Annotated in this window: 27 protein-coding genes, 1 tRNA gene and 1 other RNA gene; 23 read left to right on the top strand and 6 right to left on the bottom strand. The window is 63.7% G+C overall.

Annotated features, from left to right (window positions below):
• Positions 1-5: 5 nt before the first annotated feature.
• From mraY to E0L29_RS04615, 10 genes are read left to right on the top strand one after another with little or no spacing between them, the layout of a single operon-like run.
• Positions 6-1,112 carry a phospho-N-acetylmuramoyl-pentapeptide-transferase gene (mraY, locus tag E0L29_RS04660; protein WP_131355410.1) on the top strand — a complete coding sequence of 369 codons (1,107 nt, stop codon included), beginning with the start codon at positions 6-8 and terminating at the stop codon, positions 1,110-1,112.
• Positions 1,109-2,491, top strand: a complete 1,383-nt coding sequence (murD, locus tag E0L29_RS04655) for a UDP-N-acetylmuramoyl-L-alanine--D-glutamate ligase (protein WP_131355407.1) — start codon at positions 1,109-1,111, stop codon at positions 2,489-2,491. The genes mraY and murD overlap by 4 nt, the downstream gene beginning before the upstream one ends.
• Positions 2,488-3,693: an FtsW/RodA/SpoVE family cell cycle protein gene (locus tag E0L29_RS04650; RefSeq protein ID WP_242664280.1), complete on the top strand. Its 1,206-nt coding sequence runs from the start codon at positions 2,488-2,490 to the stop codon at positions 3,691-3,693. The genes murD and E0L29_RS04650 overlap by 4 nt, the downstream gene beginning before the upstream one ends.
• A complete protein-coding gene (gene murG / locus E0L29_RS04645) occupies positions 3,690-4,787 on the top strand; it encodes an undecaprenyldiphospho-muramoylpentapeptide beta-N-acetylglucosaminyltransferase (RefSeq protein ID WP_131355403.1) in 1,098 nt (365 codons plus the stop codon). The genes E0L29_RS04650 and murG overlap by 4 nt, the downstream gene beginning before the upstream one ends.
• A gap of 28 nt (positions 4,788-4,815) precedes the next feature.
• On the top strand, positions 4,816-6,237 hold the full coding sequence (murC, locus tag E0L29_RS04640; protein ID WP_131355400.1) for a UDP-N-acetylmuramate--L-alanine ligase: 1,422 nt from the start codon (positions 4,816-4,818) through the stop codon (positions 6,235-6,237).
• Positions 6,224-6,769 (top strand): FAD-binding protein, encoded by a 546-nt coding sequence (locus E0L29_RS04635; protein WP_131355397.1) that lies wholly within the window; start codon positions 6,224-6,226, stop codon positions 6,767-6,769. The genes murC and E0L29_RS04635 overlap by 14 nt, the downstream gene beginning before the upstream one ends.
• Before the next feature lie 49 nt (positions 6,770-6,818).
• Positions 6,819-7,664, top strand: coding sequence for an FtsQ-type POTRA domain-containing protein (locus tag E0L29_RS04630; RefSeq protein WP_131355393.1), 846 nt, complete (start codon positions 6,819-6,821; stop codon positions 7,662-7,664).
• 24 nt (positions 7,665-7,688) lie between these two features.
• A complete protein-coding gene (gene ftsA / locus E0L29_RS04625) occupies positions 7,689-9,002 on the top strand; it encodes a cell division protein FtsA (protein ID WP_165498822.1) in 1,314 nt (437 codons plus the stop codon).
• 40 nt (positions 9,003-9,042) lie between these two features.
• Positions 9,043-10,353 carry a cell division protein FtsZ gene (gene ftsZ, locus E0L29_RS04620; RefSeq protein ID WP_131355386.1) on the top strand — a complete coding sequence of 437 codons (1,311 nt, stop codon included), beginning with the start codon at positions 9,043-9,045 and terminating at the stop codon, positions 10,351-10,353.
• Positions 10,354-10,384: 31 nt separating this feature from the next.
• Positions 10,385-11,683 (top strand): acetyl-CoA hydrolase/transferase C-terminal domain-containing protein, encoded by a 1,299-nt coding sequence (locus tag E0L29_RS04615; RefSeq protein WP_131355383.1) that lies wholly within the window; start codon positions 10,385-10,387, stop codon positions 11,681-11,683.
• 138 nt (positions 11,684-11,821) lie between these two features.
• On the opposite strand, the gene bchU is transcribed toward E0L29_RS04615, so the two are convergent.
• Entirely contained in the window at positions 11,822-12,841 is a 1,020-nt protein-coding gene (bchU, locus tag E0L29_RS04610) for a bacteriochlorophyllide d C-20 methyltransferase BchU (RefSeq protein WP_131355380.1), read from the bottom strand.
• 224 nt (positions 12,842-13,065) lie between these two features.
• Here bchU and E0L29_RS04605 point away from each other — a divergent pair, with 224 nt between their 5' ends.
• The gene (locus E0L29_RS04605; RefSeq protein WP_131355377.1) at positions 13,066-13,275 is read left to right on the top strand and encodes a hypothetical protein; all 210 of its coding nucleotides are present in this window, start codon (positions 13,066-13,068) and stop codon (positions 13,273-13,275) included.
• Here the strand turns inward: E0L29_RS04605 and pgeF are convergent.
• Complete coding sequence (pgeF, locus tag E0L29_RS04600) at positions 13,250-14,020, bottom strand: peptidoglycan editing factor PgeF (RefSeq protein ID WP_131355374.1); 771 nt, start codon at positions 14,018-14,020, stop codon at positions 13,250-13,252. The genes E0L29_RS04605 and pgeF overlap by 26 nt on opposite strands.
• A 175-nt stretch (positions 14,021-14,195) precedes the next feature.
• Here pgeF and E0L29_RS04595 point away from each other — a divergent pair, with 175 nt between their 5' ends.
• The 9 genes from E0L29_RS04595 to nadD all read left to right on the top strand — a co-directional run bounded on the left by E0L29_RS04595 (position 14,196) and on the right by nadD (position 19,257).
• The gene (locus E0L29_RS04595) at positions 14,196-14,453 is read left to right on the top strand and encodes an AtpZ/AtpI family protein (protein ID WP_131355371.1); all 258 of its coding nucleotides are present in this window, start codon (positions 14,196-14,198) and stop codon (positions 14,451-14,453) included.
• 21 nt (positions 14,454-14,474) lie between these two features.
• Positions 14,475-14,861 carry a hypothetical protein gene (locus tag E0L29_RS04590; protein WP_131355368.1) on the top strand — a complete coding sequence of 129 codons (387 nt, stop codon included), beginning with the start codon at positions 14,475-14,477 and terminating at the stop codon, positions 14,859-14,861.
• Complete coding sequence (locus E0L29_RS04585) at positions 14,858-15,892, top strand: F0F1 ATP synthase subunit A (protein WP_131355365.1); 1,035 nt, start codon at positions 14,858-14,860, stop codon at positions 15,890-15,892. The genes E0L29_RS04590 and E0L29_RS04585 overlap by 4 nt, the downstream gene beginning before the upstream one ends.
• Before the next feature lie 118 nt (positions 15,893-16,010).
• Positions 16,011-16,238 carry an ATP synthase F0 subunit C gene (atpE, locus tag E0L29_RS04580; protein WP_131355362.1) on the top strand — a complete coding sequence of 76 codons (228 nt, stop codon included), beginning with the start codon at positions 16,011-16,013 and terminating at the stop codon, positions 16,236-16,238.
• 104 nt (positions 16,239-16,342) lie between these two features.
• Positions 16,343-16,870, top strand: coding sequence for a F0F1 ATP synthase subunit B (locus E0L29_RS04575; protein WP_131355360.1), 528 nt, complete (start codon positions 16,343-16,345; stop codon positions 16,868-16,870).
• A gap of 13 nt (positions 16,871-16,883) precedes the next feature.
• Positions 16,884-17,429, top strand: a complete 546-nt coding sequence (gene atpH / locus E0L29_RS04570; protein ID WP_131355357.1) for an ATP synthase F1 subunit delta — start codon at positions 16,884-16,886, stop codon at positions 17,427-17,429.
• A gap of 104 nt (positions 17,430-17,533) precedes the next feature.
• Positions 17,534-17,606: transfer RNA gene (locus E0L29_RS04565), tRNA-Ala, on the top strand.
• 125 nt (positions 17,607-17,731) lie between these two features.
• Positions 17,732-18,655 carry an outer membrane protein assembly factor BamD gene (gene bamD, locus E0L29_RS04560; protein WP_131355354.1) on the top strand — a complete coding sequence of 308 codons (924 nt, stop codon included), beginning with the start codon at positions 17,732-17,734 and terminating at the stop codon, positions 18,653-18,655.
• 11 nt (positions 18,656-18,666) lie between these two features.
• Positions 18,667-19,257 (top strand): nicotinate (nicotinamide) nucleotide adenylyltransferase, encoded by a 591-nt coding sequence (gene nadD / locus E0L29_RS04555; RefSeq protein WP_131355351.1) that lies wholly within the window; start codon positions 18,667-18,669, stop codon positions 19,255-19,257.
• Positions 19,258-19,278: 21 nt separating this feature from the next.
• On the opposite strand, the gene argS is transcribed toward nadD, so the two are convergent.
• Genes argS through trpS form a run of 3 tightly spaced genes read right to left on the bottom strand, consistent with a single transcriptional unit; the run spans position 19,279 to position 22,674 of the window.
• Positions 19,279-20,937 (bottom strand): arginine--tRNA ligase, encoded by a 1,659-nt coding sequence (argS, locus tag E0L29_RS04550; RefSeq protein WP_131355348.1) that lies wholly within the window; start codon positions 20,935-20,937, stop codon positions 19,279-19,281.
• A gap of 10 nt (positions 20,938-20,947) precedes the next feature.
• A complete protein-coding gene (locus E0L29_RS04545) occupies positions 20,948-21,649 on the bottom strand; it encodes a beta-phosphoglucomutase family hydrolase (RefSeq protein WP_131355345.1) in 702 nt (233 codons plus the stop codon).
• Positions 21,646-22,674 carry a tryptophan--tRNA ligase gene (gene trpS, locus E0L29_RS04540; RefSeq protein ID WP_131355342.1) on the bottom strand — a complete coding sequence of 343 codons (1,029 nt, stop codon included), beginning with the start codon at positions 22,672-22,674 and terminating at the stop codon, positions 21,646-21,648. The genes E0L29_RS04545 and trpS overlap by 4 nt, the downstream gene beginning before the upstream one ends.
• A 203-nt stretch (positions 22,675-22,877) precedes the next feature.
• On the opposite strand from trpS, the gene ffs reads away from it, so the two are divergent.
• The 3 genes from ffs (at position 22,878) to fsa (ending at position 24,755) form a co-directional block, all read left to right on the top strand.
• An RNA gene (ffs, locus tag E0L29_RS04535) (signal recognition particle sRNA small type) lies at positions 22,878-22,976 on the top strand.
• A gap of 51 nt (positions 22,977-23,027) precedes the next feature.
• On the top strand, positions 23,028-24,077 hold the full coding sequence (locus tag E0L29_RS04530; RefSeq protein WP_131355339.1) for a deoxyhypusine synthase: 1,050 nt from the start codon (positions 23,028-23,030) through the stop codon (positions 24,075-24,077).
• A gap of 9 nt (positions 24,078-24,086) precedes the next feature.
• Positions 24,087-24,755 carry a fructose-6-phosphate aldolase gene (gene fsa / locus E0L29_RS04525; RefSeq protein ID WP_131355336.1) on the top strand — a complete coding sequence of 223 codons (669 nt, stop codon included), beginning with the start codon at positions 24,087-24,089 and terminating at the stop codon, positions 24,753-24,755.
• A 43-nt stretch (positions 24,756-24,798) separates the two neighbouring features.
• Here fsa and E0L29_RS04520 read toward each other — a convergent pair whose 3' ends face one another.
• On the bottom strand, positions 24,799-25,308 hold the full coding sequence (locus E0L29_RS04520) for a septal ring lytic transglycosylase RlpA family protein (protein ID WP_131355332.1): 510 nt from the start codon (positions 25,306-25,308) through the stop codon (positions 24,799-24,801).
• Between the last annotated feature and the right edge of the window lie 101 nt (positions 25,309-25,409).

Genomic DNA, 25,409 nt, shown 5'->3' with positions numbered 1-25,409 from the left:
CATCCATGCTCTACTACCTCCTCCACTCCATCAACCAGGCCTACAGCCCACCCGGCCTCGGCGTCGTCGAGTACCTTACCTTCAGGGCGAGCGCGGCGGCCATTACGGCTCTGCTCATCACCCTGCTTGCGGGTCCGGCCTTCATCGCCTATCTCCGCTCGCGCTTCATCGAGCCGGTCAAGGAGGAGGCGCCGCCGGAGCACCGGAAGAAGAAGGACCTGCCGACCATGGGCGGCCTGCTCATCATCTTCTCCTTCGAGGTCTCCGTCCTGCTCTGGTCGAAGTTCGACGATCCGCACGTCTGGCTGATCATGCTCGCCGTCCTCTGGATGGGGGCCGTCGGTTTCGTCGACGACTACAGCAAGGTGGTGCTGAAGATCAAGGGCGGGCTCTCTCCCCGCTGGAAGCTCCTGGCCCAGGTGGCGCTCGGGCTCGTCGTCGGCATCTACACCAGTCTCGACCCCGCCTTCTCGGTGCTTATGAGCGAGACCGCCGTGCCGTTCTTCAAGCACTTCACGATCGATTACGGTTACTTCTACATCCCCGTGGTCATCTTCATCATCACCGCCCTCTCCAACGCGGTCAACCTCACCGACGGCCTCGACGGACTCGCTTCCGGCAGCTCCGCCATCGTGGTCTTCGGCCTCGGCGGGTTCGCCTACCTGGCCGGCAACGCCGTCTATGCGACCTACCTGAGCATTCCGTTCATCCCGGGCGGAGGCGAGATCGCCGTGGTCTGCATGGCCCTCGTCATGGCCTCCGTCGGGTTCCTCTGGTTCAACTCCAACCCGGCCGAGATCTTCATGGGCGATACCGGCTCCCTCGCGCTCGGCAGCGGCATCGGCGTCATCGCCCTGCTCATCAAGCAGGAGCTTCTGCTGCCGGTGATGGCCGGGGTCTTCTTCCTCGAGACGCTCTCGGTCTCGCTGCAGGTGCTCTATTTCAAGTACACGAAGATGCGCTTCGGCCAGGGCCGGAGGATCTTCCTCATGGCGCCGCTCCACCACCACTTCCAGCTCAAGGGGTGGGCCGAGCAGAAGATCGTCATCCGGTTCTGGATCGTCACGATCGTCTTCTTCCTTGCAAGCCTCATGACCCTGAAGCTGCGATGAAAGAAAGGACTCTCTGCGGCAGGCGGGTGGCGGTGATCGGCGCCGGACGCAGCGGCATCGCCGCCGCGGAGCTGCTCCTGCACCACGGGGCGCTGGTGCTGCTCTCGGAGAAGGGACCGCTGGATCCGGCCGTGATGGAGCGGCTGCGCTCGGCCGGCGCCGACATCGAGACGGGAGGGCACAGCGATGCGGTCTTCGAGTCGGAGCTCGCCGTCGTCAGCCCCGGCATTCCCCCCTCCGCACCGCTCATCCAGGAGCTCGAGGCGCGCCGGGTTCCGATTGTCAGCGAGATCGAGCTGGCCTCATGGTTCTGCCGCGCCCGCATCGCCGCCATCACCGGCACCGACGGCAAGACGACGACCTCCACCCTCGTCGAGCGGATGTGCGATGCCGACGGAAGAGAGCGGGGGCACCGCTCCTACGGGGTCGGCAACATCGGCATCCCGTTCGCCTCCATGGCCGAGCGGATGGAGGCGGAGGACATCGCGGTCGTCGAGCTGAGCAGCTACCAGCTCGAGCGCTGCCTGGACTTCCGTCCCGAGGCGGCCCTCATCACCAACATCACCCCGGACCACCTGGACCGGTACGGCGGCGACATCATGCGCTACGCCGAGGCCAAGTACCGCATCACGCGCAATCTCGGCCACGCCGGGACCCTCGTCTACAACGCCGACGACCCGATCCTGCGCGAGCACTTCGGCCGAGGGGGCTTTGCCTTCGCCGTGGTGCCGTTCTCGACGGCGGGGCCGGTCGGGGGCGAGCCCGACGGTAGCGTCCACCTGCAGGACGGATGGGTGGTTGCCGGCGGGGAGCGGCTGATCCACGTCGACGAGTTCCACAAGGGGAGTTTCCGCGGCAACCACAACGACAGCAACGCCCTGGCCGCCCTGGCCCTCGCACGCGCACTCCGTCTTGACATGGCCGCCGCGCTCAGGGCGCTCAGGGAGTTCCCCGGCGTCGAGCACCGCCAGGAGTTCGTCGCCCGCAGGATGGGCTCGGACTGGATCAACGATTCGAAGGCGACCAACCTCAACGCCATGCGCCAGGCGCTCGAGTCCGTTCCCGGCCGCATCGTCCTGATCGCCGGAGGGCGCGACAAGGGCAACGACTATTCCTCGATCGCACCGCTCGTCGGCTCGAAGGCCGACCTCGTCGTCGCCATGGGCGAGTCCCGCCGGAAGGTGGCCGAGGCGTTCAGCGCCCTCGTGCCGGTCGTGGAGGCCGAAACGCTCGAGGAGGCCGTCCGGGAAGCCGCAGGGGGTGCCGGAGAGGGCCGTACGGTGCTCTTCTCCCCCGGATGCGCGAGTTTCGATCTCTTCCGGGACTTCGAGGAACGGGGCCGTCGCTTCAAGGAACTCGTAGGAGGGCTGGAGCCATGAGGACGGAGGGCGTCGGCATCCCACAGTCGCGCGGCGAGGCCGTCGCCGGCAAGTTGCTGCTTTTCATCGTCGCGGTGCTGATGTGCATCGGCGTGGTGGTCGTCTACAGCAGCGGGGCCGGATGGGCCGAGACCAAGTTCTCCAACAGCGAGTACTTCCTCATGCGACACGTCGTCTTCACCGTCGCCGGAGTGGCCGTGGTGCTCGTGGTCGGCCATTTCGACTACCACTTCTTCTCGAAGATCAGCCGCCTGCTCTATCTCGCCAGCATCATCCTCCTGACGGCGCTCCTCCTCCTGAAGGTGGTGGGGGTCATCCACGGCGCCGCACGATGGATCGGCGTCGGGCCGGTGAAGTTCCAGGTCTCCGACCTTGCCAAGTACGCCCTGATCTTCCGCTTCGCCCGATTCATCAGCGACAAGGAGGGGGACGTGCGGGACCTCGATACCGGCTACTACCCCATGCTGGCGCTGCTGCTTGCCGTCTCGGTGCTGGTGGCGCTCGAGCCGAACTTCAGCACCGCATCGCTCATCACCATCCTCGGCTTTTCGCTCATGTTCGCCGGCGGCGTCAACCTCCGCTACCTCCTGGCGACCGGCGCCATGGTCATCCCCGCAGCCATCGCCTACGCGCTTGCCGCACCCTACCGCATCGCGCGCCTGGTCTCCTTTTTCAGCGACAGCCCGAAGGGGCTGAGCTACCAGGTGGTGCAGGCCCTCATCGGTCTCGGCAACGGAGGCCTCCTCGGGCTCGGTATCGGAGCCTCGAAGCAGCGCGAGCTCTACCTCCCGCTCTCCTACAACGACTTCGTCTTCGTCGTCATCGGCGAGGAGTACGGGTTCATCGGCGCCGTCTCGGTCATCCTGCTCTTCGCGGGCTTCTTCATCTGCGGGCTGATCATCGCCAAGCACGCCCCCGACCTCTTCGGGCGGTTCGTCGCGCTCGGCATCACCATCGCCATCACGCTTTTCGCCTTCATCAACATCTCCGTGGCCTGCCACCTCATCCCGACGACCGGCGTGGCCCTGCCGTTCATCAGCTACGGCGGCACCGCCCTGCTGTTCAACTCGCTCGGCGTGGGCATCCTGCTGAGCATCTCCCGCTACCGCAAGCGGATGCTCGAAAAGGAGGCCGCCGCCGCACCCGTTCCGGATCCTTCCAACGAACCGCCGACGGAGCTGTCGGACTGGAGCCGCCCATGAACGTACTCTTCGCAGGAGGGGGCACCGGGGGCCACCTCTATCCCGCCATTGCCATGGCAGCCGAGCTGAAGGAGAGGGTGCCCTCCGTCCGCTTCTCCTTCGCCGGCACCCCGTCGGGCATCGAGGCCACGGAGGTGCCGCGGCTCGGCTACCCGCTCCACCTCATCCCGGTCCGCGGCCTGAAACGGGGCCGTTCGCTTTCGGCCCTTGCGACGAACATCGGGGTGCTCGTCGACTTCGCCCTCTCCCTCTTCAGGGCGGCCGCCCTCATCCGCCGCGAGCGGCCGGACGTCGTAGTCGGCACCGGAGGTTTCGTCAGCGCGCCGGTCCTTTTGGCCGCCCAGCTGCTCGGAAAGAAGACCCTGGTCCAGGAGCAGAACGCCTTCCCCGGCGTCACGACGCGCCTGCTTTCGCTCATGGCGCGGGAGGTGCACGTGGCGTTCCGGGAGGCCGGGGGGCATCTCCCGAAGAAGAGCGGGGTCCACCTTACCGGCAACCCCGCCCGCAGCTTCGCTTCCGAAAATCCGCGGGATGCGCGCCTCCGTTTAGGGCTGGATCCCGACCTGCCGACCCTCCTCGTCTTCGGGGGGAGCCGCGGGGCGCGCTCCATCAACAACGCCGTCCTCCGGGGGCTCGCCCGGCTGACCTGCGGGACGAATCTCATCTGGCAGACCGGCGTGCTCGATTACGAGCGGATCGGCAAAGAGGCTTCGCCGTCGGGGAACCTCTGGATCGGTCCCTACATCGAGGATATGGGTTCGGCCTACGCGGCTGCCGATCTCGTGCTCTGCCGTGCGGGGGCCTCGAGCATCGCCGAACTGACGAACCTTTGCAAGCCTTCGGTGCTCGTACCCTATCCCCACGCGACGGGGGACCACCAGCGCCACAACGCCCTTGCGCTCAGCACACCCGGGGCGGCGCTGCTGATCGACGACAGCGAGCTCGGCTCGGACGCCTCTCTGGAGCGGGTCGCCGCCCTGCTTGGCGATCCTGCCCGGCTTGCCTCGATGGGCGAGGAGGCCGGGAGGCTCTCGGCGCCGGATGCGGCGCGACGGCTCGCGGAGCGCATCATCCTACTGGCCGAAGAACACTAACGGGACGCACACACAAAACGACAGCTACATGGAACTTGGAAAGACCAAACGGGTGCACATCGTCGGGATCGGCGGCGCCGGCATGAGCGCCATTGCCGAACTCCTTCTCAAATCGGGCTTCGCCGTCAGCGGCTCCGACCTCATGGCGGGCGAGGTGACCGAGAAGCTGCGGCAGCTCGGCGCCGCGATCCACCACGGCCACGAGGCCGGCAACGTCTCCGGCTGCGACGTGGTGGTCTACTCCTCGGCCGTCAGGGCGGACGAGAACGTCGAGATCTCGGAGGCGATGAAGGAGGGCATCCCCGTCGTCAAGCGCGACGAGATGCTCGGCGAGCTGATGCGCTACAAGTCGGGCATCTGCGTGGCCGGAACCCACGGCAAGACCACCACCACGGCGATGATCGCCACGATGCTGATGGAGGCCGGGGAGTCCCCCACGGTGATGATCGGCGGAGTCTCCGACTACCTGAAGGGGAGCACGGTCGTCGGCGAGGGCCGCTACATGGTCATCGAGGCCGACGAGTACGACCGCGCGTTCCTCAAGCTGACCCCCACCATCGCGGTGCTCAACAGCCTCGAGTCGGAACACATGGACACCTACGGCACCCTTGAGGAACTGAAGCGATGCTTCATCGAGTTCGCCGACAAGGTTCCCTTCTACGGCCGCGTGATCTGCTCGGTCGACTGGCCCGAGATCCGCAGGATCGTCGGCTCGCTGAACCGCCGCATCACCACCGTCGGCATCGAGGAGCCGGCGGACGTTACGGCCTCCGACATCGAAATGGACCACGGCAGCGCCACCTTCACCCTCACCGCCTTCGGTACCGCCTATCCCGGCGTGCGGCTCGGGGTGCCCGGACGCCACAACGTCCTGAACGCCCTCTCGGCCTTCGCCACCGGCCTCGAGCTCGGCCTGGATCCGGAACGGCTCATTCTCGGGCTCGGCCGATACAGCGGCATGCGCCGGCGTTTCCAGGTGAAGTACCGCGGAGCCGGGGGGCTCCTGGTCGTCGACGACTATGCCCACCACCCCTCCGAGGTGAAGGCCACCGTGAAGGCCGCCCGGAGCGGCTGGCCGGAAGCCCGGGTCGTGGCCGTCTTCCAGCCGCACCTCTTCTCGCGCACCCGGGAGTTCGCCGACGAGTACGGCTGGGCGCTCTCGCGCGCCGACAGCGTCTATATTTCGGCCATCTACCCCTCACGCGAGAAACAGGCGGACTTCCCCGAAGTCGACGGCTCGACGGTGGCCGAAGCGGTTCGCAGGGCAGGCGGTCGGCAGGTCGAGTATCTGGCGGAGCGCGAACTGCTGGAGGAGGCGGTGCTCCGTGAGGGAGCGGCTCCGGCCCCCGGCGGGACCATCCTGCTCTTCATGGGTGCCGGCGACATCACCGCCCTTGCAACCCGTATCGCAGGCCGGTTCTCCGGCGGGGAGGAAGATGCTGGCAATTAAGGAGATGCAGCAGCATATCAGGGGGGACCTGCACATCGGCGAGCCCCTCGCCTCCCATACGGTGGCCCGCCGTGGAGGGCCGGCGGACTTTCTTGTCATTCCCGAGGCTCGGGAGGACTTCTGCCGGAGCCTGCTCTTTTTCCAGCAGCGTTCGCAGCCGGTCATGGTGGTCGGCAGCGGATCGCGTCTGGACGACGGAGGCGCCGGGTACCGCGGCGCCGTCATCCTCTCGCACCGGGCGCTGCAGGGCATCTCGTTTTCGGGAGGCCGCCTCGTCGCCGGAGCCGCAACCCGCCTCGCTGATCTGCACCCCGAACTCGGCCTGAAGGAACATGCCCCCGAAGGCCACGCCGACGGGAGCCTCGGCGGGGCGCTCAGCATGCGGTGCTGCTCCTACTGCTCCGGGCTTTTCGGGCAGGTCGAGTGGCTGGAGCTGTTCCGCAACGGCGAGGCGCGCCGGGTGAAACCCGACGGGATGGGGCAGGGCGAAGTGATTCTTTCCGTCGCCTTCCGCCTTGGCCACAAGTCGTGAAGATTTATTTCAGAGAGCTGTTGTAATAACAACGAAACTGTCGTTTCTTATGACTGATTCCCCCAAAGAGAGCGCTTCCGGAGCTGCCGGCGCGGCGGCTCCCGCTCCCGGGAAGGGAGGAGGCGGAACGGCGTTTCTTCTGGTGTTCATTCCGGTCCTCATCCTGCTCGGGTGGCTCTGGAAAAGCGCCTCGTCGTGGAAGGAGGGGGTGAGGGTCCGCACCATCGTGGTGGAGGGAACCGACATCGTTGCCGGCGGGGACGTCCGCTCCGCCCTTTCGCGCTGGATCGGCCGCCCGATGGATGGTGTCGATACCGCAGAGGTGGCCGGGAGGGTCGCTTCGATACCCTGGGTGAAGGACGCCGTGGTCGGCCGGGAGATGAACGGGATCCTGCGCATCACGCTCCGGGAGCGCCGCCCGATGGCCTTCACCCGGATCGATGGCGAGGAGCTGGCCATAGACCGCGGCGGGGCGCTGATGCCCCGCAGGATGCTCGAGGGAACGCGCTTCAGGGGACTGCTCAGGGTGACGGGGGTCGGGACGGTCCTGCCGGTGAAGCAGGGGTTCGGCAGGATCGACGCCGGTTCGGAGAAGATCGTCAGGCATTTCGTCGATGCGCTGGACTCCACCCGCCACGCCGCACTGCTGGTCCGCAGCTTCCATTTCGACAGGGGAGGGAAGAGTTATTTCACGGTCGCCGGGGATCCGGCCCGTTTTATTGTCGGCAACGGCGGGGCGCTCAAGGAAAAGTTGGAAAAATTCGAGATATTCTGGCGACAGGTTGTTTCGAAGAAAGGTTTTGGTAGGTACGAGACGGTCGATTTGCGGTTCCAGGACCGTGTGTTCACTACAGATCCCCCGTCCGGCGGAGCTCCCCCGGAAGCCTCCCCGTAGAATCTCATGCATGGAAAAGACACAATGCCCAAAAGCGATATTGCCGTCGGTCTCGACATAGGGACAACCAAGGTGTGCGTCGTGGTCGCAGAGCAGGATGCGAGGGGGAAGCTCAACCTCCTTGGCCGCGGCCTGGCTGCTTCCGACGGGCTTCAGCGGGCTACTGTCGTCAACATCAACAAGACGGTCGAGGCCATCCGCGCCGCCGTCGCCGATGCAGAGCGGGAGTCCTCGATCCGTATCGGCAGCGTGAACGTCGGAATCTCCGGAACCCACGTCCACTGCATCCCCAGCACCTCCGAGATCAGCATCAACCAGAGCGGCGTCGTCACCGAGTCGGACGTGCGGCGCTTCCTCGAGAAGGCCCGTTCGAACATCCGCTACCTCGACATCGACAACGAGATCATCCACGTCATCCCGCAGTCCTTCACCGTCGACGACCAGGAGGGACTGCCGGATCCCATCGGCATGGCCGGCACCACCATGAAGGGAAGCGCCTGCATCGTGGTCGGCCAGAAGACGAAGATCCGCAACATCCGCCAGTGCGTCGAGAAAGCGGGTCTGGTGGTCGGCAGCATCACCTTCGAGCCGCTCGCCTCGGGTCGTGCCGTCATGCGCGAGAGCGAGCGCAGGAGCGGCGTGGCCGTCATCGATATCGGCGGGGGCACCACCGAGGTCGCCGTCTACCTCGACGGCGCGATCCATCATTCCGACGTCATCAGGGTCGCGGCCAGCGATGTCACCGGCGACATCGCCTACGGCGTCAAGACCCTCCACGGCATTGCCGAGGAGATGAAGCTCGCCCACGGCTGCGCCTGCGCCTCCGAATGCGGAGAGGAGGAGGAGCTGGTGGTGGAGGGTATCGAGGGTCGTCCGCGGAAATACTTCCCGAAGAGTTCGCTGACCCTGATCATCGAGGCCCGCATGACGGAGATCTTCGAGATGGTGCGCGATTCGCTCAAGCAGTCTGGCCTGTACGACAGCCTGAACGCCGGGGCGATCATCACCGGTGGCGGGTCGCTCCTGAAGGGGACCGAGACGCTGGCCTCCCGCATCCTCGGCCTCGACGTCCGCACCGGCTGCCCCGAAGGGGTCTCGGGCGGCATCCGCGGTGCCGTCGACAGCCCCATCTATGCGACCGTCACGGGTCTTGTCGGGTACGCCTTCGAGCACGCCATGAGGGTTGAGCCCGCCTCCGCTTCCGACACGGAGGCGAAGCCGGCCGGCGGCCCGGCATCGCCGCAGGCGCAGAAGCCCGAATCGGAGCCGGAGCCGGAGGTCGAGGGGGCCTGGCAGAAAATCCAGAACAGGTTCAAGAAGTTCTGGGAGGCGCTATGACGGGGACGGCGGCACATGAAACAGGAGGAGACAGGGTATAATGGCATTTGAACTCGATCCGGGGCTGTTCGACAGCGACCAGAGCAAGGGCGTCACGATCAGGATCGTCGGCGTCGGCGGCTGCGGCGGCAACGCCGTGAACAACATGATCGACCGCAAGATCAGCGGCGTCGAGTACATCGTGATGAACACCGACCGCCAGGCGCTTCTCAACTCCAAGGCCCCGCTGAGGGTCCAGATCGGCCGGCGGGCCACCGGCGGGCTCGGAGCTGGGGCCGATCCGGCGCAGGGCCGGCAGGCGGCCGAAGACGACCGCGACCTCATCGCCGCACAGCTCGAGGGGGCCGACATGGTCTTCATCACCGCCGGCATGGGCAAGGGCACCGGAACCGGCGCCGCTCCGGTCATCGCCTCCATCGCCCGCAACATGGGCATCCTCTCGATCGGCGTGGTCACCCGCCCGTTCGGGTTCGAGGGGGAGGTGAAGGCCCGCATCGCCGACGGCGGCATCGCCGAACTGCGCAAGTACATCGATACCCTCATCATCGTCGAGAACGAGAAGATCCTCAGCATCGCCGAGGAGGGGGTCAGCGCCACCGAGGCCTACAATATGGCCAACGACGTTCTGTACCGCGCGGCCAAGGGTATTGCCGACATCATCACGAGCCACGGCCACGTCAACGTCGATTTCGCCGACGTGCGCAGCGTCATGTCGGGGGCCGGCGACGCGGTCATGGGATCTGCGGCGGCGGCCGGCGAGCGCTGCGCCCTGAAGGCGGCTTCCGATGCGCTCGGCAGCCCGCTGCTCGAGGGGATCTCGATCAAGGGCTCGAAGGGGGTGCTGGTCAATGTCACCGGAGAGGTGAGCATGCGGGACCTGTCCGAGGCGATGAGCTTCATTGCCGAGCAGGCCGGCGCGGAAGCCAAGATCATCAACGGCTACGTCGACGAGCCGCTCGTCGGCGGCGAGGTGCGGGTGACGGTCATCGTCACGGGCTTCAGGCGCATGGAGCAGGAGCAGCCGAAGCCCCGCGAGCGCGAGGAGCCCGTGACCGGAACGTCGGGCCTCCGTCCTGCGCAGTCGCGCCCGACCCGTGTGCAGCATCTCCCCTACGCAACCCAGCAGGGATCGTCGGCGGAGCGCCAGGAGGACGACCTCCGTGTTCCGGCATACATCCGGAGGAACATCCGCATCGCCGGGCCCTACGATGCGCCCGGCCGCAGTGCAGAGAGTCCGGGCGGCGGCTTCGGCCGCATCCCGGCAGGAGGCAGTGGATCGCATGAAGATACAATTCAGAAAGGTCAGTCAGATCTTCCGGCCTATCTTCGCCGAACAAACAAGGGGATCTGACAGGGACATTTCCGGCAGACAGTTCTGTACGATGAAGCACCGTATCTTTTCCGCCGAGGAGGCGGTATCGCGGATCAAGTCCGGCGACCGCGTTTTTCTCCATACCGCTGCGGCGACCCCGCAGCGGCTCATCGACGCCATGGTGTCGAGGGCTCCTGAACTGAGGGACGTGGAGATCGTCAGCCTCCACACGGAAGGGGAGGCTGCCTACGTCCGTCCCGAATACCGCGAGAGCTTCCGCCTGAACTCGCTCTTCGTCGGCCGCAACGTCCGCTCAGCCGTCCAGCACGGCGACGCCGACGCCATTCCCGTCTTCCTCAGCGATGTTCCGTCGCTCTTCATGAACGGCGTGCTGCCGCTCGATGTCGCCCTCGTTCACGTCTCGCCCCCCGATCGCCACGGCTTCTGTTCCCTCGGCGTTTCGGTCGATTCCGCGCTGGCCGCCGTCCACGCCGCAAAGCTGGTGATCGCCCAGATCAACCCGAACATGCCGCGAACGCACGGCGAGGGGATGCTGCATGTCGGCAAGATAGATGCGATGGTCGAGGTCGACGACCCGCTGCCGGAGACCCCCCAGCACGAGCTGACCGAGATCGAGCTGCAGATCGGCCGCCACATTGCCGGCATCGTCGAGGACGGCGCCACCCTGCAGATGGGTATCGGCGCCATCCCGGACGCCGCACTTGCCGCCCTCAGCGGCCACCGCGATCTCGGCATCCACTCGGAGATGTTCTCCGACGGCGTTGTCGACCTGGTCGAGAAGGGGGTCATCAACGGTTCGCGGAAGAAGACCCATCCCGACATCATCGTGGCCAGCTTCCTTGTCGGCACCCGGCGCCTCTACGACTTCGTCGACGACAACCCGCTTGTCGAGATGTTCCCGTCCGACTATGTCAACGATACCCGGGAGATCCGCAAGAACCCGAAGGTGACGGCCATCAACAGCGCCATCGAGATCGACATGAGCGGCCAGGTCTGCGCCGACTCCATCGGCCAGAAGCATTTCTCCGGCGTCGGCGGCCAGATGGACTTCATCAGGGGGGCAGCGCTCTCCGAGGGAGGCAAACCGATCATCGCCCTGCCTTCGACGACCCGCAAGGGACTGTCGCGCATCGTCCCCCGCCTCCATCCCGGAGCGGGAGTCGTGACGACCCGGGCCCACGTGCAGTACGTGGTGACGGAGTATGGCATCGTCAACCTGCACGGCAAGAGCCTCCGCCAGCGGGCCGAGGCGCTCGCAAGCATCGCCCACCCGGATTTCCGCGAGGAGATCTGCCGGGAGGCGCATGCCGTCTACGGCGCCTACAGCAAGACTTCGGCCTGCATCTAGATCGCCCATCGCCCAGGGATCCGCTCCGGGGTGTGTGGCGGTACGGGTGAGGGCACGCCCCGAAATGAGAAAGCCTCCTTCCCTCTTGTGTCAGGGAAGGAGGCTTTTGGCGTTGCTCCTGTTGCCTCAGCCGCCGGCTCAGGCCGGCTTGACCGCTTCGCAGAGCAGGTGGTCGTACTTGCGGACCATGCGCACATCCTTGAATCCGATCGACTCGAGGATCTGGCGGTAGGCCTCCTGCGACTTGAAGCCGAGCACCGAGAACGGCATGCCTGCGCCGAGGATGTAGTGGCTCAGGTAGTCGAAGTTCGGATTCTCCTGGTCGTCGACGATCATGTCGAGGATGATGACCTTGCCGCCGGCCGGAACAGCATCGTAGGCCTTTTTGCACATCATCTCGGTGAGCTGCTCGTTGGCCGAGTAGAGGATGCGGCAGAACATGACGGCATCGGCGGCCGGGTAGGCCTCCTTGTAGATGTCCACGGCGGCACCGCGCAGGCGTCCCTCGACGCCCTGCGCCGTTGCGTTCTCGTCGACGAGGCCGATTGCGCCGGGGAGGTTGAGGATGGTGGAGTCGAGCTGCGGGAACTTCTTGAGGAGGGCGGCGGAGATGTCGCCGATGCCGCCGCCGACGTCGACGAGGGTCTTGGTGCCCTCGAGCCGCGCCTCTTCAAGCAGGAGCTTGATGGCGAAGTGGGCGTTGCTGCGGTGGATCTCCTCGAAGTACCAGTTGTCCTCGCGGGTGACCGGCGGATAGGGAACCTCGCCCTTGAAGTCGAGCTTGCCCTTGACCGCATCGGCCATTTTCAGGTAGAAGCTGTCGGCCAGGTGCGCCATCGCCTTGGCGACCGGCACCATGTACATGTTCGGCTGGTCGGCCTGGGGGACGAACATGGCTTTGGCCATGGGGGTCAGGTCCCATTTTCCGTCCTCTTCCGTCGTGACGCCGATCTGGCGGAGCGCCTCGAGAAGCATGCCGAGCCTCGGGGGAACGGCGCCGGCTTCGGTTGCCAGGGTTGCAGTGTCCTTCGCTCCGCCTGCAAGGAGGGAGAAGAGGTCGAGTTCCAGGGCGGCCTTGAAACATCCGAACTCGACAAGTCCCTTGAAGATCAGTTCGTTGGCCCTGTGGTTCTGTTTCAGTAGCTCAATGTCGTTCATGGTGGCGATTGCGCTTATTGTTGATGGAAACGTTGGAAACGGCGACGGACGCGGTCGGGAAAATGCCGGAAGCCTAAAACCTCAATTTAGGCTAACTGCCGTTATGAAACAACTGTGGGGAGTTGCCCCGGTATGTTATTATTAAAGAGTACAGGGCCCCCTCCGGGAGCATCCCGGGCACCGGGGCGGGGCGGATGCAACCAGTATAGACCAGGAGGTTTGCCATGCTTTCCACCCTTTCCGCATTGACCCAGTCCCAGATCGAGGAGATCCGCTCGCTCGAGCGCGAGCTCGGCAAGACGATCCTTTCGTTCTCTGGATGCGACGCGTCCGCCGAGGATCTGACGCCGGCCGAGCTCGAGAGGATCCGCGAGCTCGAGGCGCAGATCGGCACCATGCTCGTCGCCGTCAGGAGCGGGGGTTGCGAGGCCTGATCCCGATCACCGAAGCCATCCTTCCCGTCTGGCCGTTGTCGCGCCGGTAGGAGTAGAACAGTCTGTCGTCCCGCTTTGAGCAGTAGGGCGATCGTTCGATGTGCTCTTCGCAGACCCCTATGCGCACGAGCTGAAGGTGGTTTGCGGCGGCCAGGTCGAGGAGCCGCTTTCCCCCCGATGCCGGAGCGCTGCAGCGTTCCGGGAAGCGCCCTGCAACCTCTTCGCCCACTTCGTATTCGCCTCCGCTGATGCCTGTTCCGATCCATGCCCGGCAGGCTCCGGGGCGGGTGCCGAACGCACGGCGCATCGCGTCGAGGGTTTTCGCTGCGATCTCTCCGGCCGTTCCCTGCCATCCTGCGTGGGCGGCGCCGACGGCCCGGTGCTCAGGGTCGTAGAAAAGCACCGGCAGGCAGTCCGCCGTGAAGATGCAGAGCCAGAGGTCCGGGGTGTCGGTAATGAACGCGTCGTACCCCTCGTGGCGGCCGGGTTGGCGGGCATGGAGCACCTCGGTGCCGTGGACCTGCACGGAGCCGACGGTGCGCAAGGGGTCGAAGCCGGCGGCAGCTGACAGCAGCCGCATGTTCCGGCGTACCCGCTCCGGCTCGTCCCCGGTGTTGTTTCCGAGGTTGAGCGATCGCCACGGCTCGGGGCTCACTCCGCCGCGGCGTGTGCTCTGCAGTGCGAGGACCTGCCCGTCCTCGGGAAATGTCCGGGGGGTGATGAAACCGGCCTTCTCCTCTTGCATCGCGCGTGATTTTCGTTGATGAGGGCGGCTTTTCCGCTCGCCGGACGCTCCGGCGGAGACGTCTGGGGGAAAATAGCAATTTTCGCCGCTTCATGATTTGCCTCGAGAGTGTTATCTTAACAGTTTAGGTGAGTGCCACCGAACGGCCGAGGGCCAAGCGCAGGGAGGGCGGCTGATGCAGAAGCAGGACGACGAACGATTCCCGGACTATTTCGGCCGTTCCGTGCGCGCCCTTTCAGACTACCTCGGCATCGGATTGCAGATCGCCGTGAGTTTCGCCCTGTTCGTGCTGCTCGGCTACTGGGTCGACCAGCAGCTGGGTACCCTGCCCCTCTTCCTCCTGCTCGGAGTCCTGCTCGGCATGGCCGGTATGGGGCTCGTGCTGTGGAAGGTGCTCCGTGAGGCGAACCGCAGGGACCGCCGCCCCCGTTAATCACAACCAAGCTCCCGAGAGATGAAGCCGCTGTTTGATTTTCTTTTAAAGTTATGTATCTTGTCCGTCATTTTATGGGGGGTGATAGCCTACGGGCTCGCTCCCGGCAGTGTGGATCTTCGCTCGGTGTTTATCGCCTGGGCCATGATCGTCACCAACGCACTAGCCGGTTACCTGCTCTTTGAGTACGCGTTCGACAAGGAGTCCCAGGTGTTCACCAAGGTGGTGTTCGGCGGACTTGCCGTCAGGCTTCTGGTCCTGATGGGGCTCGTCGCCCTCATCATCCTGAGGGATCTGGCGGTCATCAACGATTTCGTACTCTCGTTTTTCGCTTTTTACTGTATTTATGTGATTGTCGAGATTCTCGGCTACCAACGGAAGAACAAACAGAAAAAGAACGCTGCATGAAACGGGTCAAAGCCATTCAGATCAACAGTATTTTCAGGGTCCTGGCGCTGCTGGTGCCGCTTCTTCTGAATGCCTATCTCCCGGCAGTCGCGTCCGAAGAGCATGCCGCCCCGGCGGCTGCCGCGGTCGAGGCCCAGGCTGACACCCACGCCGATGCGGCGCCCGCCCATGGCGAAGGCGCCCTGCACTCCGAAGCCATCGAGCACGAGGAGGAGAAGGCCGGCGACGTCATCATGCACCATATCCTCAATTCGCACAGCTTCTCATTTGAGCCGTTCGGCACCGTCGAACTGCCCCGCCTCACCCTTGCCGGCTACGACATCTCCATCACGAAGCATGTCGTGATGCTCTGGATCGTCTCGGCCATCCTGCTCGTTGTGTTCACCGCAGTCGGCGCGGCCTACAAAAAGATCACCCCGAAGACGGCTCCCTCCGGCATGGCCAACACCATTGAGGCGCTCGTCGAGTTCATCCGCCTCGACGTGGCCAAGTCGAACATCGGCCCCGGTTACGAGAAGCACCTGCCCTACCTGCTCACGGTCTTCATGTTCATCCTGCTCTGCAACCTCCTTGGCCTCATCCCCTACGGAGCGACTGCGACGGGCAACATCAACGTCACCCTGACGCTGGCGGTCTTCACCTTCTTCATCACGCAGATCGCCTCCCTGAAGGCCCACGGCCTGAAAGGCTACCTTGCCCACCTGACGGCGGGTACCCACTGGGCGCTCTGGATCATCATGATCCCGATCGAGGTCATCGGCCTCTTCACCAAGCCGTTCGCGCTCACCGTCCGACTCTTCGCCAACATGACGGCGGGACACATCGTCATTCTCAGCCTCATCTTCATCAGCTTCATCCTGAAGAGCTATGTCGTTGCGGCTGCCGTATCGGTTCCCTTTTCGATCTTCATCTACCTGCTCGAGATTTTCGTGGCGTTCCTGCAGGCCTTCATCTTCACCATGCTCTCGGCGCTCTTCATCGGGCTTGCCACGGTGCATGAGGGCGGCGAGGCCGAGGCTGCGCACCACTGAAAAGATGTCTGGATTATTAGGGAATAAGTTGTATTTTTTGCCTTTTCATTAACCGGTTCAAAACGGCTCAACAGCTTTAGCGAACAACTCTCAACAAATAAACGGAGGTATTTACACAATGGAAGGAATGGGATTGGGTTATCTGGGCGCAGGTCTCGGCGCCGGCCTTGCAGTCATCGGCGCAGGCCTCGGTATCGGCAACATCGCAGCTTCTGCGGCAGAGGGTACCGCCCGTCAGCCTGAGGCAACTTCCGATATCCGTACCACCATGATCATCGCAGCTGCTCTTATCGAGGGTGTTGCGCTGTTCGGTGAGGTTATCTGCGTGCTTCTCGCCCTCAAGTAAGCTTTCCTTAAGCCTACGAGAGCGATACAGGAGTCATCCCGATTGCGGCAGGGTTCGCCCGGGCCGCAATCGGATTTTATCAACCGTTAACGGTAACATTGTCCATGCTTACGTCGGGAAACATCCTTCTTGCCGGCAGTCTTCTGAGCCCTGAACCCGGTCTGATTTTCTGGACGACCATTACGTTTGTCCTCGTGCTCATCATTCTGAAGAAGATAGCCTGGGGTCCGATCATCAGTGCGCTTGAAGAGCGCGAGAAAGGCATCCAGTCCGCCATCGACCGTGCACACGGCGCGAAGGAAGAGGCTGAGGCAATCCTCCGCCAGAACAGGGAGCTGCTTGCCAAGGCAGACGCCGAGGCAGACAAGGCCATCCGCGAAGGCAGGGAGTACGCCGAGAAAGTGCGTGCCGAGATCACCGAGAAGGCTCATGGCGAGTCGCAGAAGATGATCGCTGCCGCAAAAGATGAAATTGAGCAGGAGAAGCGCCGTGCGCTTGCCGAGCTCCGCAACGAAGTTGCAGACCTGGCCGTCCGTGGCGCGGAAAAGATCATCCGCGGTGCGCTCGACGCCGACACGCAGAAGAAGGTCGTGGACAGCATGATCCAGGATCTCTCAACAAATCGTAACTGAAAACGGGCCTGAAATGTCAAGTGTAATCGCAAGCCGCCGATACGCATACGCTCTCCTTACTGCCGCCGACGAGGGAGGTTTCCTCGACGAAGTGACGGCAGAGATGGACGTCATCGGCGAAACCCTTGCCGGATCCCGCGACCTGGTCCGCGTGCTTGCAAGCCCGCTGATCAACGGCGACCGCAAGACACATATACTCGAGGAGATCTTCAAGGGCCAGGTCGGAGAGCGCATGATGCGGTTCCTCTCCCTGATCGCCCGGAAGAAGCGTGCCGGCATTCTCGGCGGCATCGCCTCGGAATTCAAGGTTCTCCTTGACGAGAAGAACGGCATCGTCAATGCCGACGTCACCAGCGCCGAGGAGCTCTCGAGCGAGCAGGCAAAGGATCTCGTCAACGGACTTGCCGCCTACACCGGCAAGAAAGTCCGGGCCCGCATGGGGCTTGACTCCGAACTTATCGGCGGCGTTTCCGTCCAGATCGGCGATACGATCCTCGACGGCAGCATCCGCCACCAGCTCCAGCTGCTCCGCCGGACCCTCTCCGCCGAAGAAGCCTGAGCCCGGGGGTTTTCCCCGAACAGCCGCGGCAGGCGGTAGAAGCCTTCACAGCCTGCCTTGTGCAGGCTGTCGTTTTTTTGTAAGGTCGGCCTTCGGGCCGTCACGGGGCTTTAGCTCAGTTGGTAGAGCGTCTCGTTCGCAATGAGAAGGTCAGGGGTTCGACTCCCCTAAGCTCCACACCAAGCCCTGCCGTTCGGCAGCCGCCGCCCCTCTCCGGTCTCCGGACCTCACTGGAGGCTTTCCGAACACTTTCTCAATGATGCCGGGCGGCTGTCCGGCCACAATTGCACAACGGAGTTACTATGGCCCAGAAGAGCATCCAGCAGGTCGTCTCCCTTTCCTTTCTCAGGCGCTTCTCCGCGCTCATTCTGCTTGCCGCCGGCGCCGCAGGCCTCTCATCATGTTCGTCGAGCAAGCTGCAGATGACTGCCGAGGAGCAGGTCAATGTCGCATATTCCAAGGCGACTGCCCTCTACAAGAAGGAACATTACGAGGATGCTGCAGCGGTGCTCGAGTCCCAGCTCTTCGCCTCCCGGGCCACACCGCTCGAGGACGACGTGCTCTACCTCCTTGCCGAGAGCTACTACGCCTCCAAGCAGTACCTGCTCTCCTCCGACATGTACGACCGCCTGCTGCGCCAGGTGCCGGACTCCCCGTACCGCGAGTCTTCACGCTACATGCTGGCCAAGTCCTACGAGCAGCTCTCCCCCGGCTACGAGCTCGACCAGGAGTATACCCACAAGGCCATCGAGGCGTTTTCGGATTACCTGTCCGAATACGGCCGGAAGGACCGGGATGCAGTCGCCCGCGATCTGGATACCTACGGGGAACTCCTCAAGATCGATCCCGAGAACTCCTCCTACAGGCGCGGCTACGAGGCGGCAAGGATGGCCATGGCTCGCCAGGACAGCGTCACCTATGCAGCCAAAGCCATTCCTGTGCTCCACGACAAGCTCGCCGCCGCGACCTTCTCGATCGCCAGGCAGTATGTGAAACTGAAGAAGTACAAGGCGGCTGCAATCTACTTCGAAGGCGTGGTGCGCACCTACGGCGATACCCCCTGGATGAAGAAGGCCCAGGCCGGCCTTGTCGAAGTGCTGGTCAAGCGAGGCAAGTGGTTCGACGCCCGCCGGGCGCTTGACGCCTACCTCGAGAGCTATCCCGAAGATCTCGAGCAGATGAAGGGACTGCGTGACGAGATCATGCGGAGCTTCAGCAACTCCTGACGAGGGATCCCTTGCGCCTCGCGGTATTCGGCGGGACCTTCGATCCGCCGCACAACGGCCACCTTGCCCTCGCCCTCTTTGCCCGCGAGCTCCTTCAGGCGGACCGTCTCCTCATATCCGTTTCCGACAACCCGCTCAAGCCTCTTCGCGGCGCTTCCGACGGCGACCGGTTCGCCATGGCGGGACTTCTCTCGAGCGAAATCAACCGTACCGGCAGCGACTCGGAAGTGAGCGGCTGGGAGCTTCAGCGGCCTCGACCGTCCTACACCGTCGACCTGCTCCGGCACTTCCGCTCGCTCCACCCCGATGCCAGCATCTCGCTCGTTGTCGGCGAGGACAGCTACGCCGATTTCCATCGGTGGAAGGACTCCCGGGAGATCTTCAGGCTTGCCGAGGTCGTCGTGTTCCGGCGCGGGAGCAGTGAAGGCAATGCGTGCGGCGGAGAGGACGGAAGGGTGCGCCGTATCGAGTTCGCCTCACCGGTCTCGTCGACCATGGTCAGGGAGCGTATCATACGGGGGGAGTCGGTTCGGGGGCTGGTTCCGGAGCAGGTACTGCAGTACATTCTTTCGCACCGGCTCTACCGTGAGGCGGAAGCGTAGCCTCCGCCCCCGGTTTCCATACTACATCGATTCCGGGGCGGAGATCCCGAGGATGCGGAATCCGTTCTGGAGGACCTGGCGCACTGCGACCGAGAGGAACAGCCGGGCTTCGGCGATTTCCGGTTCCGCCTTGAGAATCGGACACTCCTGGTAGAAGCGGTGGAAGAGCTCGGCGATCGAGTGCATGTAGTCAACCATTTTCTGCGGCTCGAGCATTCTGAAGGCCGAGCGCGAGACCTCCCCGAAATCCAGCAGGCCGAACGCGAGCTGCAGCTCCTCGGGGGCCGTCAGGCGGCGCAGGATGCCCTCCCCGGCCGGCGCTTCGGCATCGAAGCCTATTTCGCTCCATGCAAGGCGCAGGAGGCTGCAGATGCGCGCGTGGGCGTACTGCAGGTAGAAGACGGGGTTGTCTTTCGACTGCTTCTTCGCCAGTTCGACGTCGAAGTTCAGGTGCGAGTCCTTGCTTCGCATGATGAAGAAGAGGCGGGTGGCATCTGCCCCGACGTCGTCGATGAGGTCGTCGAGCAGGTCTGCGTTGCCTTTCCGGGTCGACATCTTCACGGTTTCGCCGTTCTGGGTCGTCGTGACGAACTGGTTGATGGCGATGCGGACCTTCGAGGTGTCGTGGCCGAGGATCTTCAGCGCTTCGAGGACGTCGGGGTACTCGTCGATGTGGTCGGCGCCGAAGACGTTGACGATCATGTCGAACCCGCGGTCGTACTTGGTCAGGTGGTAGGCGATGTCCGGGAGGCGGTAGCTCGGCTCGCCGCTTGACTTGATGAGCACCTTGTCCTTCTCCTGGCCGAGTTTCGTCGTGAGGAACCAGGTCGCCCCTTCATACTCTCCGATGAACCCTTTTTCACGCAGGCGGTCGATCACCTGCTGGTTGGCAGATGCTTCGCCTTCGTTGGCCGTGTACAGCGTATGTTCGTTGAAGAACGAGTCGTGGTTGATGCCGAGCCGTCCGAGCGTCTTCTGGATGGAAGAGAATATGACGGATTCAGCTTCGCTGCGGAAGGGCTCGATCCCCTCGGTGTCGAGGAGCCCGTCCCCGTGCTCGCTATGGATCTTACGGGCGATCTCGCCGATGTAGTCCCCCTGGTAGTGCGTGTCGGGGAAGTCCACGGTTCTGCCGCATATCTCCTGGTAGCGGTAGCGGACCGATTCGCCGAGGATCTGCATCTGGCGTCCCGCATCGTTGAAGTAGTACTCGCGGTCCACCCGGTAGCCCTGCGCCTCGGCGAGGTTGGCCAGGCAGTCGCCGAGTACGCCGCCGCGGCCGCGGCCGATGGTGAGCGGCCCGGTCGGGTTGGCGCTCACGTATTCGACGATGGCGCTCTTTCCCTCGCCCTCGGTACCCTTGCCGTACTCCCCGCGCTGGCGGAGCACCCGTTCGGCCGACTCCATGACGAAGGCCGGCTCCATGAAGAAGTTGATGAAGCCGGGACCGGCAACCTCGATTTTTGCGACGGTGCCTTCTGGGAAGCTGAAGTGCCCAACCAGCTCTTCGGCCAGCTTCCTGGGGTTCTGCTTCTGCTCCTTGGCGGCAAAAAATGCGATGTTGGTCGCGTAGTCGCCGAACTTCGCCGCGGCGGGTTTTTCGATGATGATCGACTGGCCGGTGGTGATGGCGGCCGAGCGCAGGGCCTTCTGGATCTCTCCGGTGAGGAATGCTTGCATTGCTAGGGTGTTACGCTGGGTTCGAGAGATGGCGCCCGAGGGCGAGCTTGCGGAGTGCGTCAGGGTCCATGTTCCTGAAGTCGTCGATGACCCGGACCACGTTCTCGAAGACCGAGAGCTCCCCGGCGCTGTTCGTCGTTGTGACGCCGACGGCCGGCATGCCGGCGCTCCTTGCCGCCTCGAGGCCCGGAATGGCGTCTTCGAAGACGATGCAGGAGGAGGGGGGAACGCCGACGAGTTCCGATGCGCGGAGGAAGATGTCCGGGGCGGGTTTGCCGCGGGGGACGTCATCAGCGCAGACGATGGCCCCGAAGGCGTCCTCGAGGCCGAGGATGCCGAGGACGAAGTCGATGTTCCTCTGGACGGCACCGGTGCCGACGGCGAGCTTGATGCCGAGGCTTCGGGCGGCGTCGAGGAACTCCAGGAGCCCCGCCATCGGCCGGATCAGCTCTCGCGACATGACGCGGTAGAGGAAGTCCTTCATCTCGGAGAGCTGGTGGGCCTCCCCGGCGGTGATGTCGGGGTCGAGGAAGTGGCGGAGGACGTCGTGGCCATGCATTCCGGCCGCCTCCACCATGTAGCGCCGGGCATCGAGCCCCTCTAGGCCGCGGTCGCGGAAGACCTCCACCCAGGATTCGGCGTGCATGCTCATGTTGTCGGTGAGCACGCCGTCCATGTCGAAAATGAATGCGAAACCCTGTTCGTCCATCATAGTTCCCCCAGCTGCATTGCGCTGCGGACCTCCTGCATGGTCTCCCTTGCGATGACTCTCGCCTTCTCCTCGCCCTCGAGCAGGATGGAGCGGACAAGGGCGGGGTTTTCCTCGTAGGGCTTCCTGCGCTCGAGAAGAGGGGCGAGCTCCCGCGAGATGGCTTCCGAGCACATCCGCTTGCAGTCGACGCAGCCGAGCGCGCCCGAGCGGCAGTCCGCTTCGATGGTCGAGAGCTGTGCGGGGCTGCTGAATCGCTGGTGATAGCTGAAGACGGCGCAGACTTCCGGCCGCCCGGGATCGTTCTTCCGCATCTTCTGGGTATCGGTGACGGCCTGGCGCATCTTCTTCTGCACCTCATCGGGGCCGTCGGAGAGGAGGATGGTGTTGCCGAGCGACTTGGACATCTTCGCCTTGCCGTCGAGCCCGACGAGGCGCGAGAACTTCGTGATCTTGGGTTCCGGCTCCACGAACACCTCCCCCTTCGTCGGGTGTGGGTAGTGGTTGTTGAACTTTCGGGCGATCTCGCGGGTGATCTCGACGTGCGGGATCTGGTCCTCGCCGACCGGCACGACGCTTCCCTTGTAGAGCAGGATGTCGGCGGCCTGGAGGACCGGGTAGCCGAGGTGGCCGTAGGTGAGCGATTCCATGTTCAGGTCGCGCACCTGCTCCTTGAGGGTCGGGTTCCGCTCGAGGCGCGCCGAGGTGATGAGCATCGCGAAGATGAGGAAGAGCTCGGTGTGCTCCTTGACCTGCGACTGGCGGAAGACCGGGCTCTTTTCAGGGTCGACGCCCGCGGCGAGCCAGTCGGTGAGCATGTCGATGGTGTGTTGGTAGATGTCGCCGGTCTCGAGCGAGGTGGTCAGGTTGTGGTAGTCGGCGATGAGGAAGCAGGTTTCATAGACCCTCGTGCCGTCCTGGGCCGTGAGGTTCTGCTGCTCGATCCAGTTTTCAAGTGCTCCGGTGTAATGGCCGAGGTGCAGCTTTCCGGTCGGCCGCATCCCGCTGAGTATCCTCTGTGTTCCCATAAAATGAATGTTGCCGCGTCGGGCGAGAGTGTGCCTTTGCAGGCTTGGTGGCGAAATTCAAAGAAGTTATAACAGTTCGGATTAAGATAAAAGGGCTATGTTTGTTTTTTGAGGGCGTTGCACTATATTGTGCAACTTGTTTCGATTTTCTTTTGTTGCATGATCTTTACAGAAGAGCGCGTCGAAAACAGCTACTATTTGGAGAGTAAGTCCTATACAACACCTGGTTGCCCAACCATGTCAGGTCCGGAAGGAAGCAGCATCCGGCAATTCTGGTGTGTGATATAGTCAGCTTGCTCTCCTTTTTTTATTTACTGGTCTTTCCATCAAGCAAACACGCAACGGAGTCCGCCATGGCATCGGCTATCACCAAGAAGGAACTGCTTTCCGCAGTCGTCAAGCACATCGACATCAAGGAGACGAACGTCGTCCCGCTCATAGACCAGATGGCCGATACGGCCTTCCAGGCCCGCAACCTCGCCCGTGCGGCCTCCATCGTCGACCGCATGGAGAAGGATCACGAGTGCGCCGTCATCCTCACCCTCGCCGGTTCGCTCATCAGCGCCGGACTGAAGCAGGTCATCATCGACATGCTCGAGAACAACATGGTCGACGCCATCGTCTCGACCGGCGCCAACATCGTCGACCAGGACTTCTTCGAGGCTCTCGGTTTCAAGCACTACAAGGGCACCCCTTTCATCGACGACGCGATCCTTCGCGACATGCACGTCGACCGTATCTACGACACCTACATCGACGAGGACGACCTGCGCATCTGCGACGAGACCACCGCCAGGATCGCCGACTCCATGAAGCCCGGCGCCTACTCCTCGCGCGAGTTCATCGTCGAGATGGCCCGCTACATCGAGAAGAACGGACACGACCGCAACTCCATCGTCTACAAGGCCTACGAGAAGGGCGTGCCGATCTTCTGCCCGGCATTCTCCGACTGTTCGGCCGGCTTCGGCCTGGTCGAGCACCAGTGGCGCAACCCGGAAAGCCATGTCTCGATCGACTCGGTGAAGGATTTCCGCGAACTCACCCGCATCAAGATCGAGAACGACCGCACCGGCATCTTCATGATCGGCGGCGGCGTGCCGAAGAACTTCACCCAGGACATCGTCGTGGCGGCCGAGGTGCTCGGCTACGAGGATGTCTCCATGCACACCTACGCCGTGCAGATCACGGTCGCCGACGAGCGTGACGGCGCCCTTTCCGGCTCCACCCTCAAGGAGGCCAGCTCCTGGGGCAAGGTCGACACCGTCTTCGAGCAGATGGTCTTCGCCGAAGCTACCGTCGCCATGCCGCTCATCGCCGGTTACGCCTACCACAAGCGCAGCTGGGAGGGACGGAAGGCCAGGAACTTCAATGCAATGCTTGAAACCGAGCCGGCGACGGCATAAGGAGACCCCATGAAATTTTTCATCGATACGGCGAACCTCGAGGAGATCCGCCTGGCCGAGTCGCTCGGCGTGCTTGACGGCGTGACCACCAACCCCTCGCTCATCGCAAAGATCGTCGAGGATCCGGCTTCGTTCACCCGCCGGGATTTCCTGGCGCATATCGAACGCATCTGCCAGCTGGTCGACGGGCCCGTCAGCGCCGAGGTGACGACGCTTGATGCGGAAGAGATGATGCGTGAGGGAGAGGAACTGGCCGCCATCCACAAGAACGTCGTGGTCAAGTGCCCGCTGACGATCGACGGCCTGAAGGCGATCCGCCACCTCTCTGAAAAGGGCATCCGCACCAACGCCACCCTCGTCTTCTCGCCGAACCAGGCGATCCTGGCGGCCAAGGCGGGAGCCAGTTACGTCAGCCCGTTCGTCGGACGCCTCGACGACATCAGCACGGAGGGCATGGCCCTCGTCGGCCAGATCGTCGAGATCTACGACAACTACGGGCTCATGACCGAGGTGATCGTCGCCAGTGTCCGCCATCCGCAGCATGTCGTCGAGTCGGCCCTCATCGGCGCCGACATCGCCACCATCCCCTACGGGGTCATCCGCCAGCTGGCAAACCATCCGCTGACCGACGCCGGCCTGAAGAAGTTCATGGAAGACGCCGCCGTCATCAAGGGGTGAGTTCCGCCCGAAAGCAGGAGGGGCGGGCCTTCCGGCCCGCCCTTCAGCGGTTCAGCACCTCGACCTTCACCTTCGCCGTTCCCTGCTGGTAGAATCCCAGCTCCTTTGCCGCCGCGGCGCTGAGGTCGATCACCCGGTCGTCGACGAACGGTCCCCGGTCGTTGACCCGGACCACGATGGAGCGGCTGTTCTCGAGGTTGGTCACCCTGACCCTCGAGGGCAGCGGCAGGTACTTGTGTGCCGCGCTGGGCTCGGACGGGTCGAACGGTTCGCCGTACGCGGTCGGCTGATGGTTGTTCTTCGCGAGGGTTTCACGGCCGTACCACGACGCCCTTCCCACCTCCTCATAGGCCGCGGCCTGTTCATAGCTCATCGGAACATAGATCCTGCCGTCGATGACGTAGGGGGTGTTCTTGAGTTTTCCGAGCCGGTAGGCCTCTTCGGGGGATATCCGATGCACCTCTTCCCTCTCGAACGACCTTCTTGTCGACGAGCAGGAACTGAGGGCCAGGGTGAGGACGAGGCATGCGGCTAGCGGTGCTTTCGGCGTCATCTCGTTCTGGTGCGTTGCCGGCGGCCCGGGGGTTGATGGTGGGCCTGTTCCGGGGGGTTGCAGAAGTCAGTTACATCTGTTGGTGCAATATAGGGGAAATT

It is taken from the genome of Chlorobium sp. N1 (assembly GCF_004332115.1).
GTDB lineage: Bacteria > Bacteroidota > Chlorobiia > Chlorobiales > Chlorobiaceae > Chlorobium.
Note: the sequence above shows the minus strand (reverse complement) of the source record. Positions and strands in the feature narration are given on the sequence as shown.